Below are 19,664 nucleotides of genomic sequence, written 5' to 3'. Positions count from 1 at the left end.
CCTCCCCCCCCCCCCCCCCCCCCTCCCCCCCCCCCCCCCCCCCCCCCCCCCCCCCCCGCGCATCGACTGGGGCGTCTGGTTCCGCTGTCAGCGGATTGTTCCGCTGTCAGCGAATCACCGGGGTGTGCGGAACATCCGGACCCCCGCATTTGATTAATGTCGGTGACAGCTTTCAACCGCGGCTGGGGCCACCACGCGATGGCCGCCACACGACAGAGGAGACTTTCCACCGTGAGCAACCTGTACACGCCGCCCAGCATGGCCTCGGGTGTCGCCGGCCTGAATCTGACCGATTCGGTGTTCGAGCGGCTGCTGCGCGAGCGCATCATCTTCCTGGGCACCCAGGTGGACGACGACATCGCCAACCGTCTCTGCGCGCAGATCCTGCTGCTCGCCGCCGAGGATCCCGAACGGGACATCAACCTGTACATCAACTCGCCGGGCGGCAGCGTCACCGCGGGTATGGCCATCTTCGACACCATGCAGCTGGCACCGTGCGACGTGGCCACCTACGCGATGGGCATGGCCGCCTCGATGGGGCAGTTCCTCCTCGCCGCCGGCGCCAAGGGCAAGCGCCACGCGCTCCCGCACGCGCGCATCATGATGCACCAGCCGTCCGCCGGTATCGGCGGCACCGCGGCCGACATCGCCATTCAGGCCGAGCAGTTCGCGGCCACCAAGAAGGAGATGAACCGGCTCAACTCCGAGTTCACCGGCCAGCCGCTGGAGAAGATCGAGGCCGACGCCGACCGCGACAAGTGGTTCACCGCCTCGGAGGCGCAGGAATACGGCATCGTCGACCACGTGGTGACCAGCGTCGCCCGCACCGGCGCATGATCCCTTCGACGGAGCTCAGGGACCGCCAGGGAACCGCCGCTCACAACGACTTTCACGGAGACCCCATGTACAGCACTCTTCCGGCCGACGTCCGCGCCGGCATCCCCGATTCGGCGATCGCGCTCAAGCAGATCGAAGCGCGCTACATCCTGCCGTCGTTCATCGAGAACACCCCCAACGGCCAGCGCCAGTACGACCCGTACGCCAAGCTCTTCGAGGAGCGCATCGTCTTCGTCGGCACGCCGATCGACCAGACCGTGGCGAACGACGTGATGGCGCAGCTGCTGGTGCTCGAGAGCCAGGACCCCGACCGCGACATCACCATGTACATCAACTCGCCGGGCGGCAGCGTGCACGACATGCTCGCCATCTACGACACCATGCAGTACGTGCACTGCGACATCGTCACCGTGTGCCTGGGTGAGGCGGCCTCGGCCGCGGCGATCCTGCTGGCCGGCGGCACCCCCGGCAAGCGCGCCGCGCTGCCGAACGCGACCATCCTGATCCACCAGCCGCGCACCGGCGGCGCCTACCAGGGCCAGGTGTCCGACCTGGAGATCCAGGCCAACGAGATCGAGCGGATCCGCCATCGGCTCGACGAGATCCTGGCCCGGCACACCGGCCAGGACCCGGAGAAGATCCGCCGCGACACCGACCGCGACAACATCCTGACGGCCGAGCAGGCCAAGGACTACGGCATCGTCGACGAGGTCTTCGAGTACCGCAAGAAGTCGGCCCGCAAGTCGTAGCCGGCGGCCGCCGACACGCCGGGTCTTCGCCCGGGGTGTCGGCGACCGGAGCGCCGTAGGCTCTACAGGCCACGGCACAAGTCCGCGAATCCTCGCAGAGGACGCGGCGCAGAGAGCGTGTAGACGAGTTAGTGCGCGGGTACCGTTGAGGTAGCGCAGAGCAGGAAGTTGGTGCAAGGCGACATGGCACGTATCGGAGACGGCGGCGACCTGTTGAAGTGCTCGTTCTGCGGCAAGAGTCAGAAGCAGGTCAAGAAGCTCATCGCCGGTCCCGGGGTGTACATCTGCGACGAGTGCATCGACCTGTGCAACGAGATCATCGAGGAAGAGCTCGCCGAGACCAGCGATGTGAAGCTCGACGAGCTCCCGAAGCCGGCCGAGATCCGCGAATTCCTGGACACCTACGTGGTCGGTCAGGACACCGCCAAGCGGACGCTCGCGGTCGCGGTCTACAACCACTACAAGCGCATCCAGGCCGGGGAGAAGAAGGAAGCGCGCGGCGGCGAGACCGTCGAGCTGGCCAAGAGCAACATCCTGATGCTCGGTCCCACCGGCTGCGGCAAGACCTACCTGGCACAGACCCTCGCCAAGATGCTGAACGTGCCGTTCGCGATCGCCGACGCCACTGCGCTCACCGAGGCCGGCTATGTGGGCGAGGACGTCGAGAACATCCTGCTGAAGCTGATCCAGGCCGCCGACTACGACGTCAAGCGCGCCGAGACCGGCATCATCTACATCGACGAGGTCGACAAGGTCGCGCGCAAGAGCGAGAACCTGTCGATCACCCGCGACGTGTCCGGTGAGGGCGTGCAGCAGGCGCTGCTGAAGATCCTCGAGGGCACGCAGGCGTCGGTCCCGCCGCAGGGCGGCCGCAAGCATCCGCACCAGGAGTTCATCCAGATCGACACGACGAACGTGCTGTTCATCGTGGCCGGTGCCTTCGCCGGGCTGGAGAAGATCGTGTCCGAGCGGATCGGTAAGCGCGGTATCGGTTTCGGCAACGAGGTGACGAGCAAGAACGAGGTCGACACCACCGACCACTTCGCCGACGTCATGCCGGAGGACCTGATCAAGTTCGGTCTGATCCCGGAGTTCATCGGCCGCCTGCCGATGATCGCCTCGGTGACCAACCTCGACAAGGACGCCCTGGTCTCGATCCTGTCCGATCCGAAGAACGCGCTGGTGAAGCAGTACCGCAAGCTCTTCGACATGGACAACGTGGAACTCGAGTTCACCGACGACGCGCTGGAGGCGGTCGCCGATCAGGCGATTCACCGCGGCACCGGCGCCCGCGGTCTCCGTGCGATCATGGAGGAGGTGCTGCTGCCCGTCATGTACGACATCCCCAGCCGCACCGACGTGGCCAAGGTGGTCGTGACCGCGGAGACGGTCAACGACAACGTGCTCCCGACGATCGTGCCCCGCAAGAAGCGCGAGCCCCGCGAGAAGTCGGCCTGATCCGTCCCGAGACCGCACGGTTTCACGGTCGCTGACCGGAAGACCGTGCGGTCTCGTGCATCCCCGGTCCGTGTCCCGCTGGCCGTGCACTTCTCATGCTGGTCGAGCGGAGTCGAGACCACCCGCTCTCGCAGGTCAGCGGAGCCGTGGCGCCCGCACGACGACGTCGTGTAGCTCTCGCTCGTGCCCGGCACTATCGGTGATGGTCCGCGACGTCTCGAGCGCCGTGTCGATCCGCCACTCGTCGGGAGGGAGCAGGGCGACGATCTGACCGGCCGTGGCCGTGGTCTCCTCCGGTGGCTCGGTGTCGTCGTGGCCGGTGTGATCGTGGCCGGTGTCGTGGTGGCCGGTGTGATCGTGGCCGTGGTCCGCGCGATGCAGATGGCCGACGATGAGCAGCGTGCCGCCCGGCGCCACCCAACCCGCCAGCCTTCGATAGAAGTCGAGGTGACTGCCGGGCGGGTGGGCGTAGAACGTCGTCACCAGGCCGGCCGGTGCGGCCGGTGCCCAGGTGCTGAGATCGGCGTGGAGCCAGTCGATCTCGACGCGTGCGTCGGCGGCGCGGCGGCGTGCGAGGGCGAGAGCGCTCGGCGAGACGTCGATCCCGGTCACCTGCCAGCCGCGTTCGGCGAGCGCGATCGCTTCGCGGCCCCCGCCGCAGCCGGCGTCGATGGCGGTGCCGGGTGTCAGCCCCGCCGTCTCGGTGGCGAGGTACGGATGTACGGAGGTCGCCTCCGGACAGGTGCCGTCGGCCCACATGTCCTCCCAGCGGGCGGCGTCGTCGGTGGTGTGCGTGTGACTCATCGCCGCACCGGCTCCCGCGGCGGCGTGACCGGCCGGCCCGCATCGGTGAAGATCAGGTCCATATTGAGCCGGGCCGCGACGAAGACGCCGTCGGCGGCCGAACTGGTGACTTGAGCCATCTGGTCGCGGATGTTGCCCGCGGCCCACAGGCCCGGCACGCCGGTGCGGCCGTCGGAGTCCGCCGCGAGGTACGTGCCGAACTCGTTCTCTTCGACGGAGACGCCGAGACCGGCCAGGATCCCGGTGTTCGCGTGGATCCGGGAGTGCACGGCGATCGCGTCGAGGTCGACGGTGGAGCCGCCGGTGAGCCGGACCCCGGCGAGCGCGCCGTCCGGGTCGTCGAATACCTCCTCGACCAGGCCGGTGCGGACCTGGACCCCGACGCGGTCGAGGGTGGCGAGGTCGTCGCTGGAGAAGTCGACGCCGTTGGCGAGAAGCACGACGTCGTCGCTCCACTGGTGGAACATCAACGCCTGCATCCAGGACAGCGGTCCGGTCGCGAGGATCCCGATGCGCTTGTCTCGGGCCTCCCAGCCGTGGCAGTACGGGCAGTGCAGGATCGCGGTGCCCCAGTGCCGGTGCAGGCCGGGAATGCTCGGGAGGTCGTCGCGGACGCCGGTGGCGACGAGGACGGTGCGGCTGCGGAGGGTCGTGCCGTCGTCGAGCGCGATGGTGAAGCCGTCGTCGTCGCGGGTGATCCTGTCCACCTGGCCGTCGACGAGGCGTCCGCCGTACCCGGTGACCTCGGCGCGGCCGCGCGCGATGTATTCGGCGGGGGAGATGCCCTCGGCGGCGATCAGGCCGTGGATTCCGGCGGCCGGAGCGTTGCGCGGGGCGCCGCCGTCGATCACGGTGACGCGCCGCCGGGCGCGCGCCAGCGTCAGTCCGGCGCTGAGTCCGGCCGCGCCCGCGCCGATGACGATCACCTCGTCGCGGTCGGTGTCGGTCGTGTCCTGCTCTGAATGTCTGGTCATGCCGACGATGGTGCGGCACCGTCGGCCGTACTGGCAAAGATTGTTGCCGAACGGCAAAATGGAAGTCGTGAACGACGATGAGACGCTCGATGCCGTCGGGGCCCGGCTGAAGCAATTGCGCAGTCGGCGCGACGTGACCCTGACCGACCTGGCCGAGCAGACCGGCATCTCGGCGAGCACGCTGTCGCGCCTGGAATCGGGATTGCGGCGGCCGACGCTGGAACAACTGTTGCCGCTGGCCCGGGTATACGGCGTGACGCTGGACGAGCTGGTCGACGCGCCGCCCACCGGCGATCCGCGGGTGAGTATCCGGCCGGTCGTGGACGAGTGCGGCCGCGTGGTGCTGCCGCTGAGCCGGCGGCCGGGCGGGATCCAGGCGTACAAGCTGGTGATCCCCGCGGTCGACGACGACGTCGACCATCCCGAGTTGCGGGTGCACGAGGGCTACGACTGGGTGTACGTGCTGAACGGGACCCTGCGGCTGGTCCTGGGCGAGCACGACCTGCTGCTCAAACCCGGCGAGGTCGCCGAATTCGACTGCCGGACTCCGCACTGGTTCGGTGCGACGTCCGCCGGCCCGGTCGAGTGCCTGGCGCTGGTCGGGAAGCAGGGGGAACGCGCCCACGTCCGGGCCCGCCCGGCCTGATCGCGGGCGGCCCGCGCCGCGACCCCCTTGTGTCCTCCGTTCGGAGGACTACCGTGGAGACATGGCTACTCGGAATGCTCTCCGGTCCCTGTCCGCAGTTCTGGCCGCGGGGGTGATGGCCGTGTCGCTCGCGGCGTGCGGCAGTTCGGACAAGAGCGACTCCGACACCCTGCACGTCCCGATCAAGGACGCGAGCGGCGCCGAGATCGCCACCGCGGAGATCGAGTTCGACCACGGCTACGCGACCGTCGAGGTCAAGACCACGGAGCCGGGCAAACTGACGCCGGGCTTCCACGGTCTGCACGTCCACGCGGTCGGCAAGTGCGAGCCGAACTCGCAGGCGCCGGGCGGCGGTGAGACCGGGAACTTCCTGTCCGCGGGCGGCCACTTCCAGGCGCCCGGGCACACGGGACACCCGATGAGCGGCGACCTGTCGTCGCTGCAGGTCCGCAACGACGGATCGGCGCTGCTGGAGACGACGACCGACGGCTTCACCCGCGCCGACCTGCTGGCCGGTGCCGGGACCGCGATCATCATCCACTCCGGCCCCGACAACTTCGGCAACATCCCCGCCGACCGGTACAAGCAGAACAACGGGACGCCGGGTCCCGACGAGAAGACGATGATGACCGGTGACGCCGGCAGTCGCGTGGCCTGCGGTGTGATCTCGCCCGGCGGCGGCAAGGCCGCCTGATCGCCGGCGGACCGGGCGCCGGTTCCCCAAGCGGCCATATTTGTCGGTGCCGACCGACACAATGGTGGCCATGACGCACAGACACCTCAATCTCGCCGGCATCGTTCTCGCGGGTGGTCGTTCCCGTCGGATGGGCCGGGACAAGGCCTCGATGGACTGGGACGGGCGGCCCCTGTTGAGCACCGTGGTCGACGTCGTCGCCCAGCGCTGTGACCCGGTCCTGGTGACCGCGGCCCAGACCTCGCAGGCGTACGTCGAACTCGGGCAGGCCGACGGCCTCACCTGGATCACCACCGAGGAGATCGGTACGGGTCCGCTCGGCGGTCTGGTGGTCGCGCTCGAAGCGGCCGAGGCGGCGGGCTCGCCCGCGGCCTTCGTCTGCGCCACCGACATGCCGCTCATCGAGCCCGAACTGATCGACGAACTCCTGCGGGGCCTCACCGTGTCCACCGACGCGGTGATCGCGTACGACAGCGAGCGAGCGCATCCGATGGCGGGCATCTACCGCACCCGGGTCGCTCCGCGTCTCGCCGAACTGCTGGCCACGGGGGAGCAGCGGATGACCGCGGCGCTCGACGCGATCGTCACCCACCGGGTCACCGTCAGCAACCCGGACTGGCTCACCAACGTCGACGCCCCCGAGGACGTTCATCGGCTCCGCACCGCGTAGGCCGGGCGGCGGCCGACGAGCAATGATTGCCGAAACCATACTTTCAAAGTACTTTGAAAGTATGGTTACTCACGCTGTCTCGTTCTCCGAGTTGCAGAATCGTGGAAAGGCAGCCCTCGACAGCTGGCTAGGCGAGGGCGGCCGCCCGCTGCGAGTGACCCGCCGCGACGCTGAGGACCTGGTGCTCGTCACCGCGGCCCGCGCCGAGCAGGAGCACGATGTGGTGTCCGCCGCGGTGGCGGTGCTCCGCGCGGTCGCGGGGAGGCCGGGTGGTGCGGAGCTGTTGCGAGGTGTCGTCGTCGCGGCGTTTCCGTGGGCGAAGCTCCTTTCGGAACCGGAAATCGAGGAATTCGGCATCGAGCTCACCGATGCGCTCGAGGTCAGCGAATCGTTGAACAATCCGGCGCTCGCGGCCCAGGCGATCGCGGCATGGCGGCATACTGCGGAGGTGTATTCCGATCCGGCACTCGCCACGGCTCTGCGCGCACCCACCCACGACGACGTCGGGCCCGTGCCGGCGCCGGCGCTGTGAGTCCCAAACGGGGCGATCGAGTGGCGCCTCCGGCAGCGGGCGACCTGTGGGACTTGAGATTTGCGACGACCGAAGCGGCCCGGGGCTGGGAGGAACTGTGTCGTTCGGTTCCGGCGAACGCACTGGTGGCCTTCGAGGAACTGCGGAATCGCGATGACCACCCATCGGCGACCGCTCGCCATCACCGATTGAAAGGCGACCTCGCATCGGCGATCCATGGCGGGCGGTCGATGGAACAGTGGCAATACGAGATCACGAGTGGTGGCCGGATCTGGTACCTGGTCGACGCGGGGCGCCGGACACTCTGGTTCAAACTGGCGAGTACCTCGCATCCGCGGCTCACCGGTGGGTGATGTAACGCCGGAAGCGTGATGAATGACACATTCGGTACAGCACTCACGCTGTACTGCCGTCAGGAGGCCGAAATGAAGATCACTACTCGTGCGCGGGTCATGGCATTGGCGGGAGCGGCGGGAGTCGCTGTCGCCGGGATGGCGGGGACCGTGGCCGCCGGGACCGCGGAGGCCGCGCCGGTCGGCGTCCAGCAGTTCCCGGCGAACGGCATCACCGCGGACGGGATCACCGCCTTCGGCACCTATTCGGCGTCGATCCGCATCGACACCGCCGGTCCGGGGGCCGTGTGGCTCAGCGCCCCGGCCGGCGGACAGTGTCACAGCCCGGCGGTGCAGGACTCGTTCGTGCGCTTCGACTACACCAACATCAGCAACGGGCGCTCCGGATCGGGGAGTGTGCGCCCCTGCCCCGGTCCGTGGTCCGGCTCGCAGAAGGTCAAGCTGACCCCGGGGGCGGGCACCGTGATCGGCTCCATCAACATCGTCAGCCGCGGCGGCCCGTGGTCGATCCCGGGTGCCGCGACGTTCAACGTCGGCTGATCCGTCACGACGCGATGACCAGCTCGCCGGTCGCGCGAGTCATCGCGATGTAGCGACTCACCGCGCCCGGCAGCCCGTCGCCGAACGACGCGGGCGCGCACACGATCACCAGGTCGAACTCCAGCCCGCTCGTTCCGGCCGGATCGAGCGCGACGACCCGCGGCCGCTCCGGAATCGAGGCCAGGACCTCCGGCGTGGCGATCACGCACGACACGCCGTCGTGCTCGGCGAGCCACTCGTCGAGCACGACGGGCACCTCGGCCAGCGAGCACTCGCGCACCGGCCGTCCGGCGCCGCGCACCGAGTCGGGCACGTTCGCATCCGGGAGCACCCGGATGATCTCCCGAGCGGCGACGTCCATCACCTCGCGCGGCGTGCGATAGTTCAGGCCGAGCCGCGCCACCCGGATGCTCCGCAGCCCGCAGCGGCGCAACCGCTCCTCCCACGATTCGGCGAACCCGCCCCGGGCCTGCGCCCGGTCACCGACGACGGTGAAACCGCCCGCGCGGCAGCGCCGCCGCAGCATCGCCCACTCGGCGTCCGTGAGCTCCTGGGCCTCGTCGACGACGACGTGCGCGAACGGTCCGGCGAGCCGGTCGGGCTCGGCGTCGGGAAGACCCGAATAGTCGGTGGTCAGTGCGGCCATGCCGCCGAACGCGAACTGCTGGACCAGACCCTCGCGGTCGTCGTCGGCGGCCACCAGCTCGTCCAGGACGTCGGCCATCACGCGCCGCTGTTCGGCGGTCTCCGCGTCCCGTCGGCGCTCCCGCGCGAGCGCATCGGCGTCACCCAGTCGGTGCCGGGCGGCGTCGAGCAGCGGCAGATCGGCCCGCGTCCACGCGTAGCCGTCCGCGCGCCGCAGCAGGCGGACCTCCCGGTCGGACAGGGCCGGTGCGCAGTACCGCAGGTACGCGGGAACGGTCCACAGATCGGCGATCACGTCGCGCGCGTCGAGCAGCGGCCACGCCCGGGCGATCTCGGCGCGGAGTCCGGCGAGGGGCAGGGTGTCGTGGCGGGCGGAGAGCACCTCGACCAGGGCGTCGAGGATCGCCGGCCGCGCCTCGTTGTGCGGCGTGCCCGGCTCGACGCCGTCGAAGGCCAGCGCCCAGTCCGCCGGTGTCACCTCGACGTCCGTTCCGCCGCTCTCGACGACGACCGGCTCGGCCGGCGGCTCCTCGTAGAACGCGACCGCCCGCTCGATCGCACCGGTCAGCCGTGATTTCGCCGCCGCGACCTCGCGGTCGGTGTCCGGCCCGGCGGAGCGGCCCTCGGGAACCAGGTCGCCGATCGTGGCGAACCGGGTGCCCTCCTCGCCGAGGTCGGGCAGCACGTCCGCCACGTACGCGAGATACCGGTCGGTGGGGCCGACGAACAGCACACCGCCGCGCGCCGCGCCGACCCTCGGATCGGCGTACAGCAGATACGCCGCCCGATGCAGCGCCACCACCGTCTTCCCGGTGCCCGGGCCGCCGTCGACCACCAGAGTGCCGGGGGAGTCGTCCCGGATGATCGCGTGCTGGTCGGCGGCGAGCGTGGCCAGAACGTCGCGCATCCGGGTGGTCCGGGCGTCGGCGAGAGAGGCCAGGAACGACGACTCCGCGTCCAGCGCGCCGCCGTGCACCAGCCCCTCGTCGGTGAGCGCCTCGTCCCAGTAGTCGACGACGCGCCCGCCCGACCAGCGGTACCGGCGGCGGGCGACGAGGCCGGACGGCACCGCGCGGGAGGCCGCGAAGAACGGCGCGGCGGCCGGTGTGCGCCAGTCGAGGAGTAGTTCCCGGCCGTCGCGGCCGGTGACGCCGAGCCGCCCGAGGTACACCAGCGACCCGTCCGCACCGGTCATCCGCCCCAGGCACAGGTCGGCGCCGCGGCGGCGCAGCAACGCGAGGCGCGCGGTGAGCGTGCGGATCTCGGCGTCACGCTCGACGGCTTCCCGCCCGGCGCGGGCCGGAATCGCGCGCAGTGTGTCCAGCCGGTCCGAGACGGCGCCCGCCTGCGCGCTGACGGCGGCGTCGACGGCAGCGAAGTGCGCGTCGTCGCCGTCGATGAGCGACGCGACGGTCTTGCGGGCGAGGGAGGCGGGCAGGCGGAAGTGCGACGAGGGGACGGGCAAAGAGGGCTCCTCACGAGTGGTGAGCAGCGATTATGCGCCCCGCATCGGCCCTTGCCGCAAGCCCCGATGCGCGCGGTATGGTGAAAGGGGAAGAGATGTCGGCGGGGGCGGCCGAGGGCGTTGCCGGTCTTTCCGCGACCTTCACTAGAATCGTCCGCGTGACTACCCCTGACGCGCACAACGCGCTCCCCGCTGCCTGGAATCCCGCTGAGCACGAGGAAGCCCTGTACGAGGGCTGGGTAGCGGCCGGGTACTTCACCGCCGACGCGACCAGCGACAAGCCCGGCTATTCGATCGTGCTGCCGCCGCCGAACGTGACCGGCTCCCTGCATATGGGGCACGCCCTCGACCACACCCTGATGGACACCCTGACCCGCCGCAAGCGGATGCAGGGCTACGAGGTGCTGTGGCTGCCCGGCATGGACCACGCCGGTATCGCGACGCAGAGCATCGTCGAGAAGCAGCTCGTCGCCGCCGGTACCAGCAAGGAGGCGCTCGGGCGCGAGGCCTTCATCGAGAAGGTCTGGGAGTGGAAGCGCGAGTCCGGCGGCACCATTCAGGGCCAGATGCGCCGCCTCGGTGACGGCGTGGACTGGTCGCGCGACCGCTTCACCATGGACGAGGGCCTGTCCCGCGCCGTGCAGTCCATCTTCAAGAAGCTGTACGACGACGGTCTCATCTACCGCGCCGAGCGCCTGGTCAACTGGTCGCCGGTGCTGCAGACCGCGATCAGCGACATCGAGGTCAAGTTCGAGGAGGTGGAGGGCGAACTCGTCTCCTTCCGCTACGGCTCGATGAACGACGACGAGCCGCACATCGTCGTCGCCACCACCCGGATGGAGACCATGCTCGGCGACACCGCGATCGCCGTGCACCCCGACGACGAGCGGTACCGGCACCTCGTCGGTACGCAGCTCGCGCATCCCTTCCTCGACCGCACCGTCCCGGTGATCGCCGACGACTACGTCGACCCCGAATTCGGTTCCGGCGCGGTCAAGATCACCCCCGCGCACGACCCCAACGACTTCGAGATGGGCCTGCGGCACGACCTGCCGATGCCCACCATCATGGACAAGACCGGACGCATCGAGGGCACCGGAACGCGGTTCGACGGCCTCGACCGCTTCGAGGCGCGCGTGGCGGTCCGCGAGGCGCTCGCGGAGCAGGGCCGCATCGTCAAGGAGATCCGCCCCTACCTGCACAGCGTCGGGCATTCCGAGCGCTCCGGCGAGAGCATCGAGCCGCGGCTGTCGCTCCAGTGGTGGGTCAAGGTCGATCAGCTGGCCAAGGCCGCCGGCGATGCCGTCCGGAACGGTGACACCGTGATCCACCCGGCCAGCCAGGAACCGCGCTGGTTCGACTGGGTCGACGGCATGCACGACTGGTGCATCTCCCGCCAGCTGTGGTGGGGGCACCGCATCCCGATCTGGTACTCGCCCGAGGGCGAGGCCCGCTGCTTCGGCCCCGACGAGACGGCGCCGGAGGGCTGGGAACAGGACCCGGACGTCCTGGACACGTGGTTCAGCTCTGGCCTGTGGCCCTTCTCCACCATGGGCTGGCCCGAGCGCACCGACGAGATCGAGAAGTTCTACCCGACGTCGGTGCTGGTCACCGGGTACGACATCCTGTTCTTCTGGGTCGCCCGCATGATGATGTTCGGCACCTATGTCGGCAAGCTCGACGACGCCGGTCTGGCCGGTGACAAGGCCGTCGTCCCGTTCGAGAACGTCTTCCTCCACGGTCTGGTGCGCGACGAGCACGGCCGCAAGATGAGCAAGTCCAAGGGCAACGGCATCGACCCGCTCGACTGGATCGACCGCTTCGGCGCCGACGCCCTGCGCTTCACCCTGGCGCGCGGGGCCAACCCGGGCAGCGACATCTCGGTCGGCGAATCCCACGCGCAGTCCTCGCGCAACTTCGCCACCAAGCTGTTCAACGCCACCAAGTTCGCCCTGATGAACGGTGCACGAGTGGGGGAGTTGCCGCCGCGCGAGGAGCTGACCGTCGCCGACCGCTGGATCCTCGGCCGCCTCGACCAGGTGCTGTCCGACGTCGACTCCGGCTTCGAGTCCTACGAGTTCTCCAAGGCCTGCGAGGCGCTCTACCACTTCGCGTGGGACGAGGTCTGCGACTGGTACCTCGAACTTGCGAAGGTGCAGAACAGTGAGCATTTCGACGAGCTCAACGGGCGGGCGGACGAGCTCAACGGGCGGCGGAAGGAGACCACCGCGCTGGTCCTCGGCACGGTCCTCGACAAGCTGCTCCGTGCCCTCTCGCCGGTCATGCCGTTCGTCACGGAGACCCTCTGGAAGGCGCTCACCGGCGAGGAATCCGTCGTCGTCGCGTCCTGGCCGGAGGTCTCCGGCCAGCCGTACGACGAGGCGGCGGCCACCGCGATCGACGACCTCCAGAAACTCGTGACCGAAGTGCGCCGCTTCCGCAGCGACCAGGGCCTCAACCCCGGCCAGCGGGTCGCCGCGCGGGTCAGCGGGCTCACCCCGGATCTGGCCGGCATGCGCCCGTACCTGGACGCGCTGGCCAAACTCACCCCGGCCGGCGACGACTTCGCCGCGACCGCGACGGTCGAGGTGCGGCTGTCGTCGTGTACGCCGACCGTCGCCATCGACACGTCCGGGCAGGTCGACGTGGAGGCCGAGCGCAAGCGTGCCGCGAAGGATCTGGCCGCCGCGGAGAAGGAACTGGCCGGGACCACCGCCAAGCTCGGCAACGAACAGTTCCTCGCCAAGGCGCCGGACGCGGTGGTCGCCAAGATCACCGCGCGCCGGGAACTCGCCGAGGCCGAGGTGGCGCGCCTGACGGCCAAGCTGGCGGAGCTGAACGCCCGGTGAGCGACGAGGACGCCCTCGCCGAGCTGGCCACCGTCGAAGCCGAGCTCGATACACGCTGGCCGGAGACCAAGATCGAGCCCTCGCTGACGCGGATCACGGCACTCATGGAACTGCTCGGGAATCCGCAGCGCGCGTACCCGTCGATCCACATCGCGGGTACCAACGGCAAGACCTCGACCACCCGGATGATCGACGCGCTGCTGCGCGCCTTCCATCGCCGTACCGGCCGCATCACCAGCCCGCACCTGCAACTGGTGACCGAACGTATCGCGATCGACGGCGCGCCGATCAGCCCGCGGACCTACGTCGACACCTACCGCGACCTGGAGCCGTACATCACCATGGTCGACGATTCCTCGGAGTCGCAGGGCGGACCGCGGATGAGCAAGTTCGAGGTGCTCACGGCCATGGCGTACGCGGCCTTCGCCGAGGCGCCGATCGAGGTGGCCGTCGTGGAGACCGGGATGGGCGGCCGCTGGGACGCCACCAACGTGATCGACTCGTCTGTCGCGGTGATCACGCCGATCGCCTTCGACCACGCCGACTACCTGGGCGACACGCTCACCGCGATCGCGGGGGAGAAGGCCGGAATCATCAAGGCCGGCGACAGCGAGGCCCTGGTCCCCGACGACCAGGTGACGATCATCGGCCGCCAGCAGCCGGAGGCGATGGACGTCCTGCTCCGCGAGGCGGTGGCGGCGGAGACCGTGGTCGCGCGGCTGAATTCGGAGTTCGCCGTGCTCGACACGCGCACCGCCGTCGGCGGACAACTGCTCACCATCCAGGGGCTCGGCGGCGTGTACGACGAGATCTTCCTCCCGCTGCACGGCACGCACCAGGCGGAGAACGCCGCCGTCGCGCTCGCCGCGGTCGAGGCGTTCTTCGGCGCGGGCGCCGAGCGCGCGCTCGACATCGACCTGGTGCGCGCCGGCTTCGCCGGTGTCGACAGCCCCGGGCGCCTAGAGCGGGTGCGCAGCGCGCCGACCGTGTTCGTGGATGCCGCGCACAATCCGCACGGCGGCGCGGCGCTGGCCGCCGCGCTGGAGGAGGAGTTCGACTTCCGCCGCCTCATCGGCGTGATCGGCATGCTCGGCGACAAGGACGCCCGCGGCTTCCTCACCGAGGTGGAGCCGGTGCTCGATGTCGTCGTCATCACCGACAACGGCTCGCCGCGGGCCCTCGATCCGCAGCTGCTCGCCGACCTCGCGATCGAGGTCTTCGGCGAGGAGCGCGTGGTGATCGAGCCCTTCCTGCCCGACGCGGTCGCCGCCGCCATCGGTCTGGCCGAAGAGGGCGACGACGAGACCCTGTCCGGCGCGGGCGTGGTGATCACCGGTTCGGTGGTCACCGCGGGCGCCGGGCGCACGCTGTTCGGCAAGGAGCCCGCATGAGTGCCGCGACCGAGTCCCCGGGCAGCGACGCCCAGCCGCAGCGGTTCACCGCCCCGGCCACCGATCCGTGGAAGGGATTCCGCGGCATCATGGCCGCCGTGCTGATCCTGGAAGCGATCGTCGTCGGCCTGACCTTCCCGGTGGTCGCCAAGCTGACCCAGCACGGCGTCACCTGGGCGTCGGGCCTCTACCTGGGCATCGTCTGTCTGCTGCTGATCCTGCTGTCCGGGATGCAGCGCCGCCCGCACGCCCTGGCGATCAACCTCGCGATGCAGGTGCCGGTGATCCTCGGCGGCCTCTTCCAGGGGTCGATCGCGATCGTCGGCGTGGTCTTCCTGTGCGTCTGGATCTACATCGTCTACATCAAGCGCGACGTGGAACGCCGGATCGCCCGCGGCAAGCTGCCCGGACAGCGTCCGGTCTGATCTGGGCTACACTCGGCCACGAGCACATGGCGGTCGGGTGGAATGCGGGAAGCGGTGACATGACGAGAACTCGTCGAATGGGAATGGTGCTGGCCGTGGTCCTGCCGGTCGTGGCGATGGTCCTGGCGGCCGCGCCCGCGCGAGCGTTGCCGGGAGCGAGCGAGGCGGGCGGGCAGCCGCACACCATCCTCGATACCGCGGACCTGCAGCGCGGCGGCACGCCCGATCCCGGGCTGCGCAATGCCATGCCCGCCGCGCCGCTCGATCAGACCGACGACGAGGTGGTCCCCGGCGCGCCGATGCCGGTGCCGGCCGGTGCCTTCGGCTACCTCGCCACCCGCAGTGCGACGCTGTGGCTCGCCGCGCAGGACCCGGCCGGCCGGATCAAGGCGCTGCCGGTCCCGCCGTCGTACCGTCCGGCCAACGACGCACTCGCCGCCCAGATGGACCGCGAGCTGACGGCCGCGGTGAAGACCAAGGGCGCCTGCGTGCAGATCATCATCGATCCGAACGTCGGCGGCGGAAATCTGTTCCAGTACGGCGTCTGGTCGGTCGACCGGCAGTACTGCCCGTAGACGCGGCCACACCGTGCCGCGCGACGTCGCGCCCGCTACAGTGTGACCTCGTGACTGAACAGACTCTCGTTCTCATCAAGCCCGACGGCGTCCAGCGTGCGCTGATCGGCGAAGTGATCTCCCGCATCGAGCGCAAGGGGCTGCGCCTGGCCGCTCTGGAACTGCGCCAGGTGACCACCGAGCTGGCCTCCGAGCACTACGCCGAGCACGCCGAGCGGCCCTTCTTCGGGGAGCTGCTGGAGTTCATCACCTCCGGACCGGTCGTCGCGATTGTCGTCGAGGGCGAGCGGGCCATCCCGGCCTTCCGGCAGCTGGCCGGCGGCACCGATCCCGTCGAAAAGGCCACCCCGGGCACCATCCGCGGCGATTTCGGCCTCGAGACCCAGTTCAACATCGTGCACGGGTCCGACTCGGCCGAGTCCGCCGCGCGCGAGATCGCGCTCTGGTTTCCCTCGCTGAATTCCTGACAGATCGCCTGATCAACCTCCCTGCCGACGCGGCGCGGGAGGGTCCTGATTCCCGGCCGTGTGCGGGAAACGGGTGAACGTGTGGGATACTTGCCTCGTCGGAGACATCACACTTTGGTGACTTCGATGCGACTACCAGCGCAGCGGCTGTCTACCCACGGCCGGCGCGGTGATCGTCGACAAGCAAGGCGTCGTCAGCGACGCGAAGACCACATAACACCCGGCCGGAGACGGCCGCACACATAGGGAAGGGCCCTCGCGTGGCCGCGTCGGTGCGATTTTCGCCGACGCGCCCGGGGGTCTGAAGGAGACCACGTGACCGATACCGGGTCGCCGACCGACGCACAGCCGTCGGACAATTCGGCGGAAGCATTTCCCGCACGACTTCGTGTGCACGCACTCGCCCGCACGCTGGGGGTAACCAGCCGGGACGTGCTCGCGCACCTGCATGAACTGGGCGTCGTCGCCCGCTCGGCGTCCTCGTCGATCAGCGGCGAGCAGGCGCAGTCGGTCGCCGACCGCCTGGCCGCGCCGCCCGAGGCCGAGCCGGCGGCCGAACCCGAACTCGCGGCCGAGCCCGCGCCGGCGGCTGAACCCGCCGGGGCGGTGACCGAGTCGCTGTTCTCGGCGATCACCGTCGAGGAACCGAGCGCTGCCGGGGCCGTCGCGGCCGAGGTGTCGCCGCTGTTCCTGCCGCCGTCGGCGCCGAAGACCGCGCCCGAGCCGGAGAAGGCCGCGGCCGGGACCAGCAAGACCGCGACCCCCGAGACCGAGTCCACTGCGCCGGAGAAGTCCGAGGCCGAGCCGGTGGAGACCGGCGAGACCGCCGCCGAGCAGGCCGACGAGGCCGAGCAGCCGGAGGGCGCCGACACGGCCGAGAACGCCGACGACACCGAGGACGGTCAGCAGCGTGCGCGCCGTCGCCGTCGCGGCCGCCGTGGCCGCGGTCGTGGCCGCGGTGACGCCGTCGAGACCGACGGCGCCGCCGACGACTCCGCGGCCGACACCGAGGCACCGGCCGAGGAGACCCCGGCCGCGGAGGCCGCCGAGAGTGCGGCGGCCGAGGCGGAACCGGCCGCCGACCAGCGTGCCGACGAGAAGTGCGGCGACCGCAAGAAGGGCAAGTCGAAGAAGGCCAAGGCCGCCGCCGACGAAGAGCAGCCCGCCGAGGGCGACTCGAGCGAGACCGCCGCCGAGGACACGTCCGCCGACGACGCCGACGCCGAGGGCGAGAACGGTGACGGTGACGAGGCCGCCACCCCGACCAGCAAGCGCCGCCGCCGGCGCCGGCGCCGCAAGGGCGGCGCGGGTGACGGTGAGGAGGCCTCGCCGGACGACCCGCCGAACACCGTGGTGCACGAGCGTGAGCCGCGCGCCAAGAAGGTCCGCGACGAGGTGCAGGGCATCTCCGGATCGACGCGCCTGGAGGCGAAGCGCCAGCGCCGTCGCGACGGCCGCGACGCCGGGCGCCGTCGCCCGCCGATCCTCTCCGAGTCGGAGTTCCTGGCGCGCCGCGAGGCCGTCGAACGGGTGATGGTGGTGCGCGAGCGCGTCGTCGATCCGGCCGCGGCCGCCGCCGATCCGCACGCACCCACCGAGGACTACACGCAGGTCGCCGTCCTGGAAGACGGTGTCCTGGTGGAGCACTTCGTGACCACCGAGACCAGCCAGTCGATGGTCGGCAACATCTACCTGGGCCGCGTGCAGAACGTGCTGCCCGGGATGGAAGCCGCCTTCGTCGACATCGGCCGCGGGCGCAACGGCGTCCTGTACGCCGGCGAGGTCAACTGGGAGGCGGCCGGCCTGGACGGCGGTTCCCGCAAGATCGAGCAGGCGCTCAAGCCCGGCGACTACGTGCTGGTGCAGGTCAGCAAGGACCCGGTCGGGCACAAGGGTGCCCGGCTGACCACGCAGATCTCCCTCGCGGGCCGCTACCTGGTGTACGTGCCGGGCGGGACGTCGACCGGGATCAGCCGCAAGCTGCCCGACACCGAACGCAAGCGGCTCAAGTCGATCCTGTCGAAGCTGGTGCCGGACGAGGCCGGGGTGATCATCCGCACCGCCTCCGAGGGCGTCAGCGCCGAGGAACTCGGTGCCGACATCGCCCGGCTGGAGACCCAGTGGAAGGGCATCGAGGCCGCGGCCGCCGAGCACACCGCGAAGGCATCGGGTACCACCCGTGCCCTCTACGAGGAGCCGGACCTGCTGGTCCGCGTGGTCCGCGACCTGTTCAACGAGGACTTCACCAAGCTCGTCATCGAAGGCGAGAAGGCCTGGGACCAGGTGTCCGGCTACGTCACCAGTGTCGCGCCGGACCTGTCCGAGCGGGTGACGCGCTTCGAGAAGGAGTCGCCCACCGCGTCCGACGTCTTCGGCGTCTACCGGATCGACGAGCAGCTCACCAAGGCGCTCGACCGCAAGGTCTGGCTGCCCTCCGGCGGCACGCTGATCATCGAGCACACCGAGGCGATGACCGTCGTCGACGTCAACACCGGCAAGTTCACCGGGGCGGGCGGCAACCTCGAAGAGACCGTCACCCGCAACAACCTGGAGGCGGCCGAGGAGATCGTCCGCCAGATGCGGCTGCGCGACATCGGCGGCATGATCATCGTCGACTTCATCGACATGGTCCTCGAATCCAACCGCGACCTGGTGCTGCGCCGCCTCACCGAGGCGCTGGCACGTGACCGGACCCGCCATCAGGTGTCCGAGGTCACCTCGCTCGGCCTGGTCCAGATGACGCGCAAGCGCCTCGGCACCGGTCTGCTGGAGGCGTTCTCCACCACTTGCCAGACCTGCCACGGGCGCGGTGTGATCGTGCACCAGAACCCCGTCGAGGTCCGCTCCGGCGGCGAGACGCCGGGCGAGGGCGGGTCCAAGCGGTCGCGGCGGAACAAGCGCAAGAGCGAGAAGGCCGACGCTCCGGCGCCGGTCGTCGAGAGCAAGGCGCACAAGCCGGCCGCCGAGCACCCGCTGTTCAAGGCGATGGCGCACCACGAGGACGACGAGACCGGCGCGATGGTCGAGGCCGTCGACGACGCCGCCGCGGCGCTCGCCGCGGAGGCCGAGTCGGCGTTCACCGCGGTCGCGGCGCTGGCCGAGGGCGTGTCCGTCGAGGTGATCGAGACCGTCACCGAGGTGGTCGAGGCCGCCGAGGTGCGAGCCGAGGAGGAGACCGCGGTCGTCGCGGGCCTGGTGGTCCAGACCGAGGTCGTCGAAGCGGTGCTCGCCGGGGCAGCGGCCCCGGAAGCCGAGGCCGTCGCGGCGGAATCGGCCGCCCAGGCACCGTCGGCCGAGACTCCCTCCGCCGAGGGCGGGCCGGCCGTCGTGCGGCGCCGTCGCCGGGCGACCCGTCGCCCGTCGGCACCGTCGGCACCCGCCGAACCGCTCGTGGTGACCGCTGAGACACCGGTCACCACCGTCGCCGCGCAGACCGAGGCGCCGGTGGTGGAGGTGACGCGCAAGCCGCGTCGTCGCACGTCGCGGCGGGCCGGCGCCGGGAGCACCGTGAGCGGGCCGAATGTTACGGCGAGCCCGCCCGCGCAAGCCTGACACGGCCGCGTGTCTGGTTTGACCTGGTCGAGCTGCGT

18 protein-coding genes are annotated in these 19,664 nt (G+C 70.3%); 15 read left to right on the top strand and 3 right to left on the bottom strand.

Annotation, left to right across the window (positions count from 1 at the left end):
• Positions 1-258: 258 nt before the first annotated feature.
• The 3 genes from ACSEEN_RS14695 (at position 259) to clpX (ending at position 3,044) form a co-directional block, all read left to right on the top strand.
• Positions 259-837: an ATP-dependent Clp protease proteolytic subunit gene (locus tag ACSEEN_RS14695; RefSeq protein WP_247867975.1), complete on the top strand. Its 579-nt coding sequence runs from the start codon at positions 259-261 to the stop codon at positions 835-837.
• Between the two features lie 65 nt (positions 838-902).
• Entirely contained in the window at positions 903-1,586 is a 684-nt protein-coding gene (locus ACSEEN_RS14690; protein WP_298442257.1) for an ATP-dependent Clp protease proteolytic subunit, read from the top strand.
• A gap of 183 nt (positions 1,587-1,769) precedes the next feature.
• A complete protein-coding gene (gene clpX / locus ACSEEN_RS14685; protein ID WP_440713574.1) occupies positions 1,770-3,044 on the top strand; it encodes an ATP-dependent Clp protease ATP-binding subunit ClpX in 1,275 nt (424 codons plus the stop codon).
• Positions 3,045-3,179: 135 nt separating this feature from the next.
• Here clpX and ACSEEN_RS14680 read toward each other — a convergent pair whose 3' ends face one another.
• Complete coding sequence (locus ACSEEN_RS14680) at positions 3,180-3,848, bottom strand: class I SAM-dependent methyltransferase (RefSeq protein WP_440713573.1); 669 nt, start codon at positions 3,846-3,848, stop codon at positions 3,180-3,182.
• Complete coding sequence (locus ACSEEN_RS14675; protein WP_440713572.1) at positions 3,845-4,822, bottom strand: NAD(P)/FAD-dependent oxidoreductase; 978 nt, start codon at positions 4,820-4,822, stop codon at positions 3,845-3,847. Before ACSEEN_RS14675 ends, ACSEEN_RS14680 begins: the two co-directional genes overlap by 4 nt.
• 58 nt (positions 4,823-4,880) lie before the next feature.
• Here ACSEEN_RS14675 and ACSEEN_RS14670 point away from each other — a divergent pair, with 58 nt between their 5' ends.
• The 6 genes from ACSEEN_RS14670 to ACSEEN_RS14645 all read left to right on the top strand — a co-directional run bounded on the left by ACSEEN_RS14670 (position 4,881) and on the right by ACSEEN_RS14645 (position 8,257).
• The gene (locus ACSEEN_RS14670) at positions 4,881-5,468 is read left to right on the top strand and encodes a helix-turn-helix domain-containing protein (protein WP_247867442.1); all 588 of its coding nucleotides are present in this window, start codon (positions 4,881-4,883) and stop codon (positions 5,466-5,468) included.
• 61 nt (positions 5,469-5,529) lie between these two features.
• The gene (gene sodC / locus ACSEEN_RS14665) at positions 5,530-6,162 is read left to right on the top strand and encodes a superoxide dismutase[Cu-Zn] (protein WP_440713571.1); all 633 of its coding nucleotides are present in this window, start codon (positions 5,530-5,532) and stop codon (positions 6,160-6,162) included.
• A 61-nt stretch (positions 6,163-6,223) separates the two neighbouring features.
• The gene (mobA, locus tag ACSEEN_RS14660) at positions 6,224-6,832 is read left to right on the top strand and encodes a molybdenum cofactor guanylyltransferase (RefSeq protein WP_247867977.1); all 609 of its coding nucleotides are present in this window, start codon (positions 6,224-6,226) and stop codon (positions 6,830-6,832) included.
• A 22-nt stretch (positions 6,833-6,854) separates the two neighbouring features.
• Positions 6,855-7,364: a hypothetical protein gene (locus ACSEEN_RS14655; protein WP_440713570.1), complete on the top strand. Its 510-nt coding sequence runs from the start codon at positions 6,855-6,857 to the stop codon at positions 7,362-7,364.
• A 230-nt stretch (positions 7,365-7,594) separates the two neighbouring features.
• Positions 7,595-7,717: a hypothetical protein gene (locus tag ACSEEN_RS14650; protein ID WP_440713569.1), complete on the top strand. Its 123-nt coding sequence runs from the start codon at positions 7,595-7,597 to the stop codon at positions 7,715-7,717.
• Positions 7,718-7,789: 72 nt separating this feature from the next.
• Positions 7,790-8,257 carry a hypothetical protein gene (locus ACSEEN_RS14645; protein WP_440713568.1) on the top strand — a complete coding sequence of 156 codons (468 nt, stop codon included), beginning with the start codon at positions 7,790-7,792 and terminating at the stop codon, positions 8,255-8,257.
• Positions 8,258-8,261: 4 nt separating this feature from the next.
• Here ACSEEN_RS14645 and helR read toward each other — a convergent pair whose 3' ends face one another.
• Positions 8,262-10,367 (bottom strand): RNA polymerase recycling motor ATPase HelR, encoded by a 2,106-nt coding sequence (helR, locus tag ACSEEN_RS14640; protein ID WP_440713567.1) that lies wholly within the window; start codon positions 10,365-10,367, stop codon positions 8,262-8,264.
• Positions 10,368-10,525: 158 nt separating this feature from the next.
• Here helR and ACSEEN_RS14635 point away from each other — a divergent pair, with 158 nt between their 5' ends.
• The 6 genes from ACSEEN_RS14635 to ACSEEN_RS14610 all read left to right on the top strand — a co-directional run bounded on the left by ACSEEN_RS14635 (position 10,526) and on the right by ACSEEN_RS14610 (position 19,626).
• Positions 10,526-13,216, top strand: a complete 2,691-nt coding sequence (locus ACSEEN_RS14635; RefSeq protein WP_440713566.1) for a valine--tRNA ligase — start codon at positions 10,526-10,528, stop codon at positions 13,214-13,216.
• Positions 13,213-14,607 carry a bifunctional tetrahydrofolate synthase/dihydrofolate synthase gene (gene folC / locus ACSEEN_RS14630; RefSeq protein WP_440713565.1) on the top strand — a complete coding sequence of 465 codons (1,395 nt, stop codon included), beginning with the start codon at positions 13,213-13,215 and terminating at the stop codon, positions 14,605-14,607. Before ACSEEN_RS14635 ends, folC begins: the two co-directional genes overlap by 4 nt.
• Positions 14,604-15,032: a DUF4233 domain-containing protein gene (locus ACSEEN_RS14625; protein WP_247867447.1), complete on the top strand. Its 429-nt coding sequence runs from the start codon at positions 14,604-14,606 to the stop codon at positions 15,030-15,032. Before folC ends, ACSEEN_RS14625 begins: the two co-directional genes overlap by 4 nt.
• A 77-nt stretch (positions 15,033-15,109) precedes the next feature.
• Positions 15,110-15,607 (top strand): hypothetical protein, encoded by a 498-nt coding sequence (locus ACSEEN_RS14620; protein ID WP_247867448.1) that lies wholly within the window; start codon positions 15,110-15,112, stop codon positions 15,605-15,607.
• 50 nt (positions 15,608-15,657) lie between these two features.
• A complete protein-coding gene (gene ndk / locus ACSEEN_RS14615) occupies positions 15,658-16,074 on the top strand; it encodes a nucleoside-diphosphate kinase (RefSeq protein ID WP_440713564.1) in 417 nt (138 codons plus the stop codon).
• Between the two features lie 315 nt (positions 16,075-16,389).
• The gene (locus tag ACSEEN_RS14610; protein ID WP_440713563.1) at positions 16,390-19,626 is read left to right on the top strand and encodes a translation initiation factor IF-2 N-terminal domain-containing protein; all 3,237 of its coding nucleotides are present in this window, start codon (positions 16,390-16,392) and stop codon (positions 19,624-19,626) included.
• Positions 19,627-19,664 lie beyond the last annotated feature (38 nt).

Origin of the sequence: Gordonia marina, from assembly GCF_052036135.1 — a bacterium.
In the GTDB taxonomy this organism is placed as follows: Bacteria; Actinomycetota; Actinomycetes; order Mycobacteriales; family Mycobacteriaceae; genus Gordonia.
The sequence above is the reverse complement of the archived record's forward strand: the minus strand, read 5'-3'. Positions and strand labels throughout refer to the sequence as shown.

What these genes read in the sequence shown, in the direction of transcription:
- ACSEEN_RS14695 (WP_247867975.1), top strand. Translation starts at nt 259, where the DNA reads ATGGCCTCGGGTGTCGCCGGCCTGAATCTGACCGATTCGGTGTTCGAG.
- ACSEEN_RS14690 (WP_298442257.1), top strand. Translation starts at nt 903, where the DNA reads ATGTACAGCACTCTTCCGGCCGACGTCCGCGCCGGCATCCCCGATTCG.
- clpX (WP_440713574.1), top strand. Translation starts at nt 1,770, where the DNA reads ATGGCACGTATCGGAGACGGCGGCGACCTGTTGAAGTGCTCGTTCTGC.
- ACSEEN_RS14680 (WP_440713573.1), bottom strand. Translation starts at nt 3,848, where the DNA reads ATGAGTCACACGCACACCACCGACGACGCCGCCCGCTGGGAGGACATG.
- ACSEEN_RS14675 (WP_440713572.1), bottom strand. Translation starts at nt 4,822, where the DNA reads ATGACCAGACATTCAGAGCAGGACACGACCGACACCGACCGCGACGAG.
- ACSEEN_RS14670 (WP_247867442.1), top strand. Translation starts at nt 4,881, where the DNA reads ATGGAAGTCGTGAACGACGATGAGACGCTCGATGCCGTCGGGGCCCGG.
- sodC (WP_440713571.1), top strand. Translation starts at nt 5,530, where the DNA reads ATGGCTACTCGGAATGCTCTCCGGTCCCTGTCCGCAGTTCTGGCCGCG.
- mobA (WP_247867977.1), top strand. Translation starts at nt 6,224, where the DNA reads ATGGTGGCCATGACGCACAGACACCTCAATCTCGCCGGCATCGTTCTC.
- ACSEEN_RS14655 (WP_440713570.1), top strand. Translation starts at nt 6,855, where the DNA reads ATGATTGCCGAAACCATACTTTCAAAGTACTTTGAAAGTATGGTTACT.
- ACSEEN_RS14650 (WP_440713569.1), top strand. Translation starts at nt 7,595, where the DNA reads ATGGAACAGTGGCAATACGAGATCACGAGTGGTGGCCGGATCTGGTAC.
- ACSEEN_RS14645 (WP_440713568.1), top strand. Translation starts at nt 7,790, where the DNA reads ATGAAGATCACTACTCGTGCGCGGGTCATGGCATTGGCGGGAGCGGCG.
- ACSEEN_RS14625 (WP_247867447.1), top strand. Translation starts at nt 14,604, where the DNA reads ATGAGTGCCGCGACCGAGTCCCCGGGCAGCGACGCCCAGCCGCAGCGG.
- ACSEEN_RS14620 (WP_247867448.1), top strand. Translation starts at nt 15,110, where the DNA reads ATGGGAATGGTGCTGGCCGTGGTCCTGCCGGTCGTGGCGATGGTCCTG.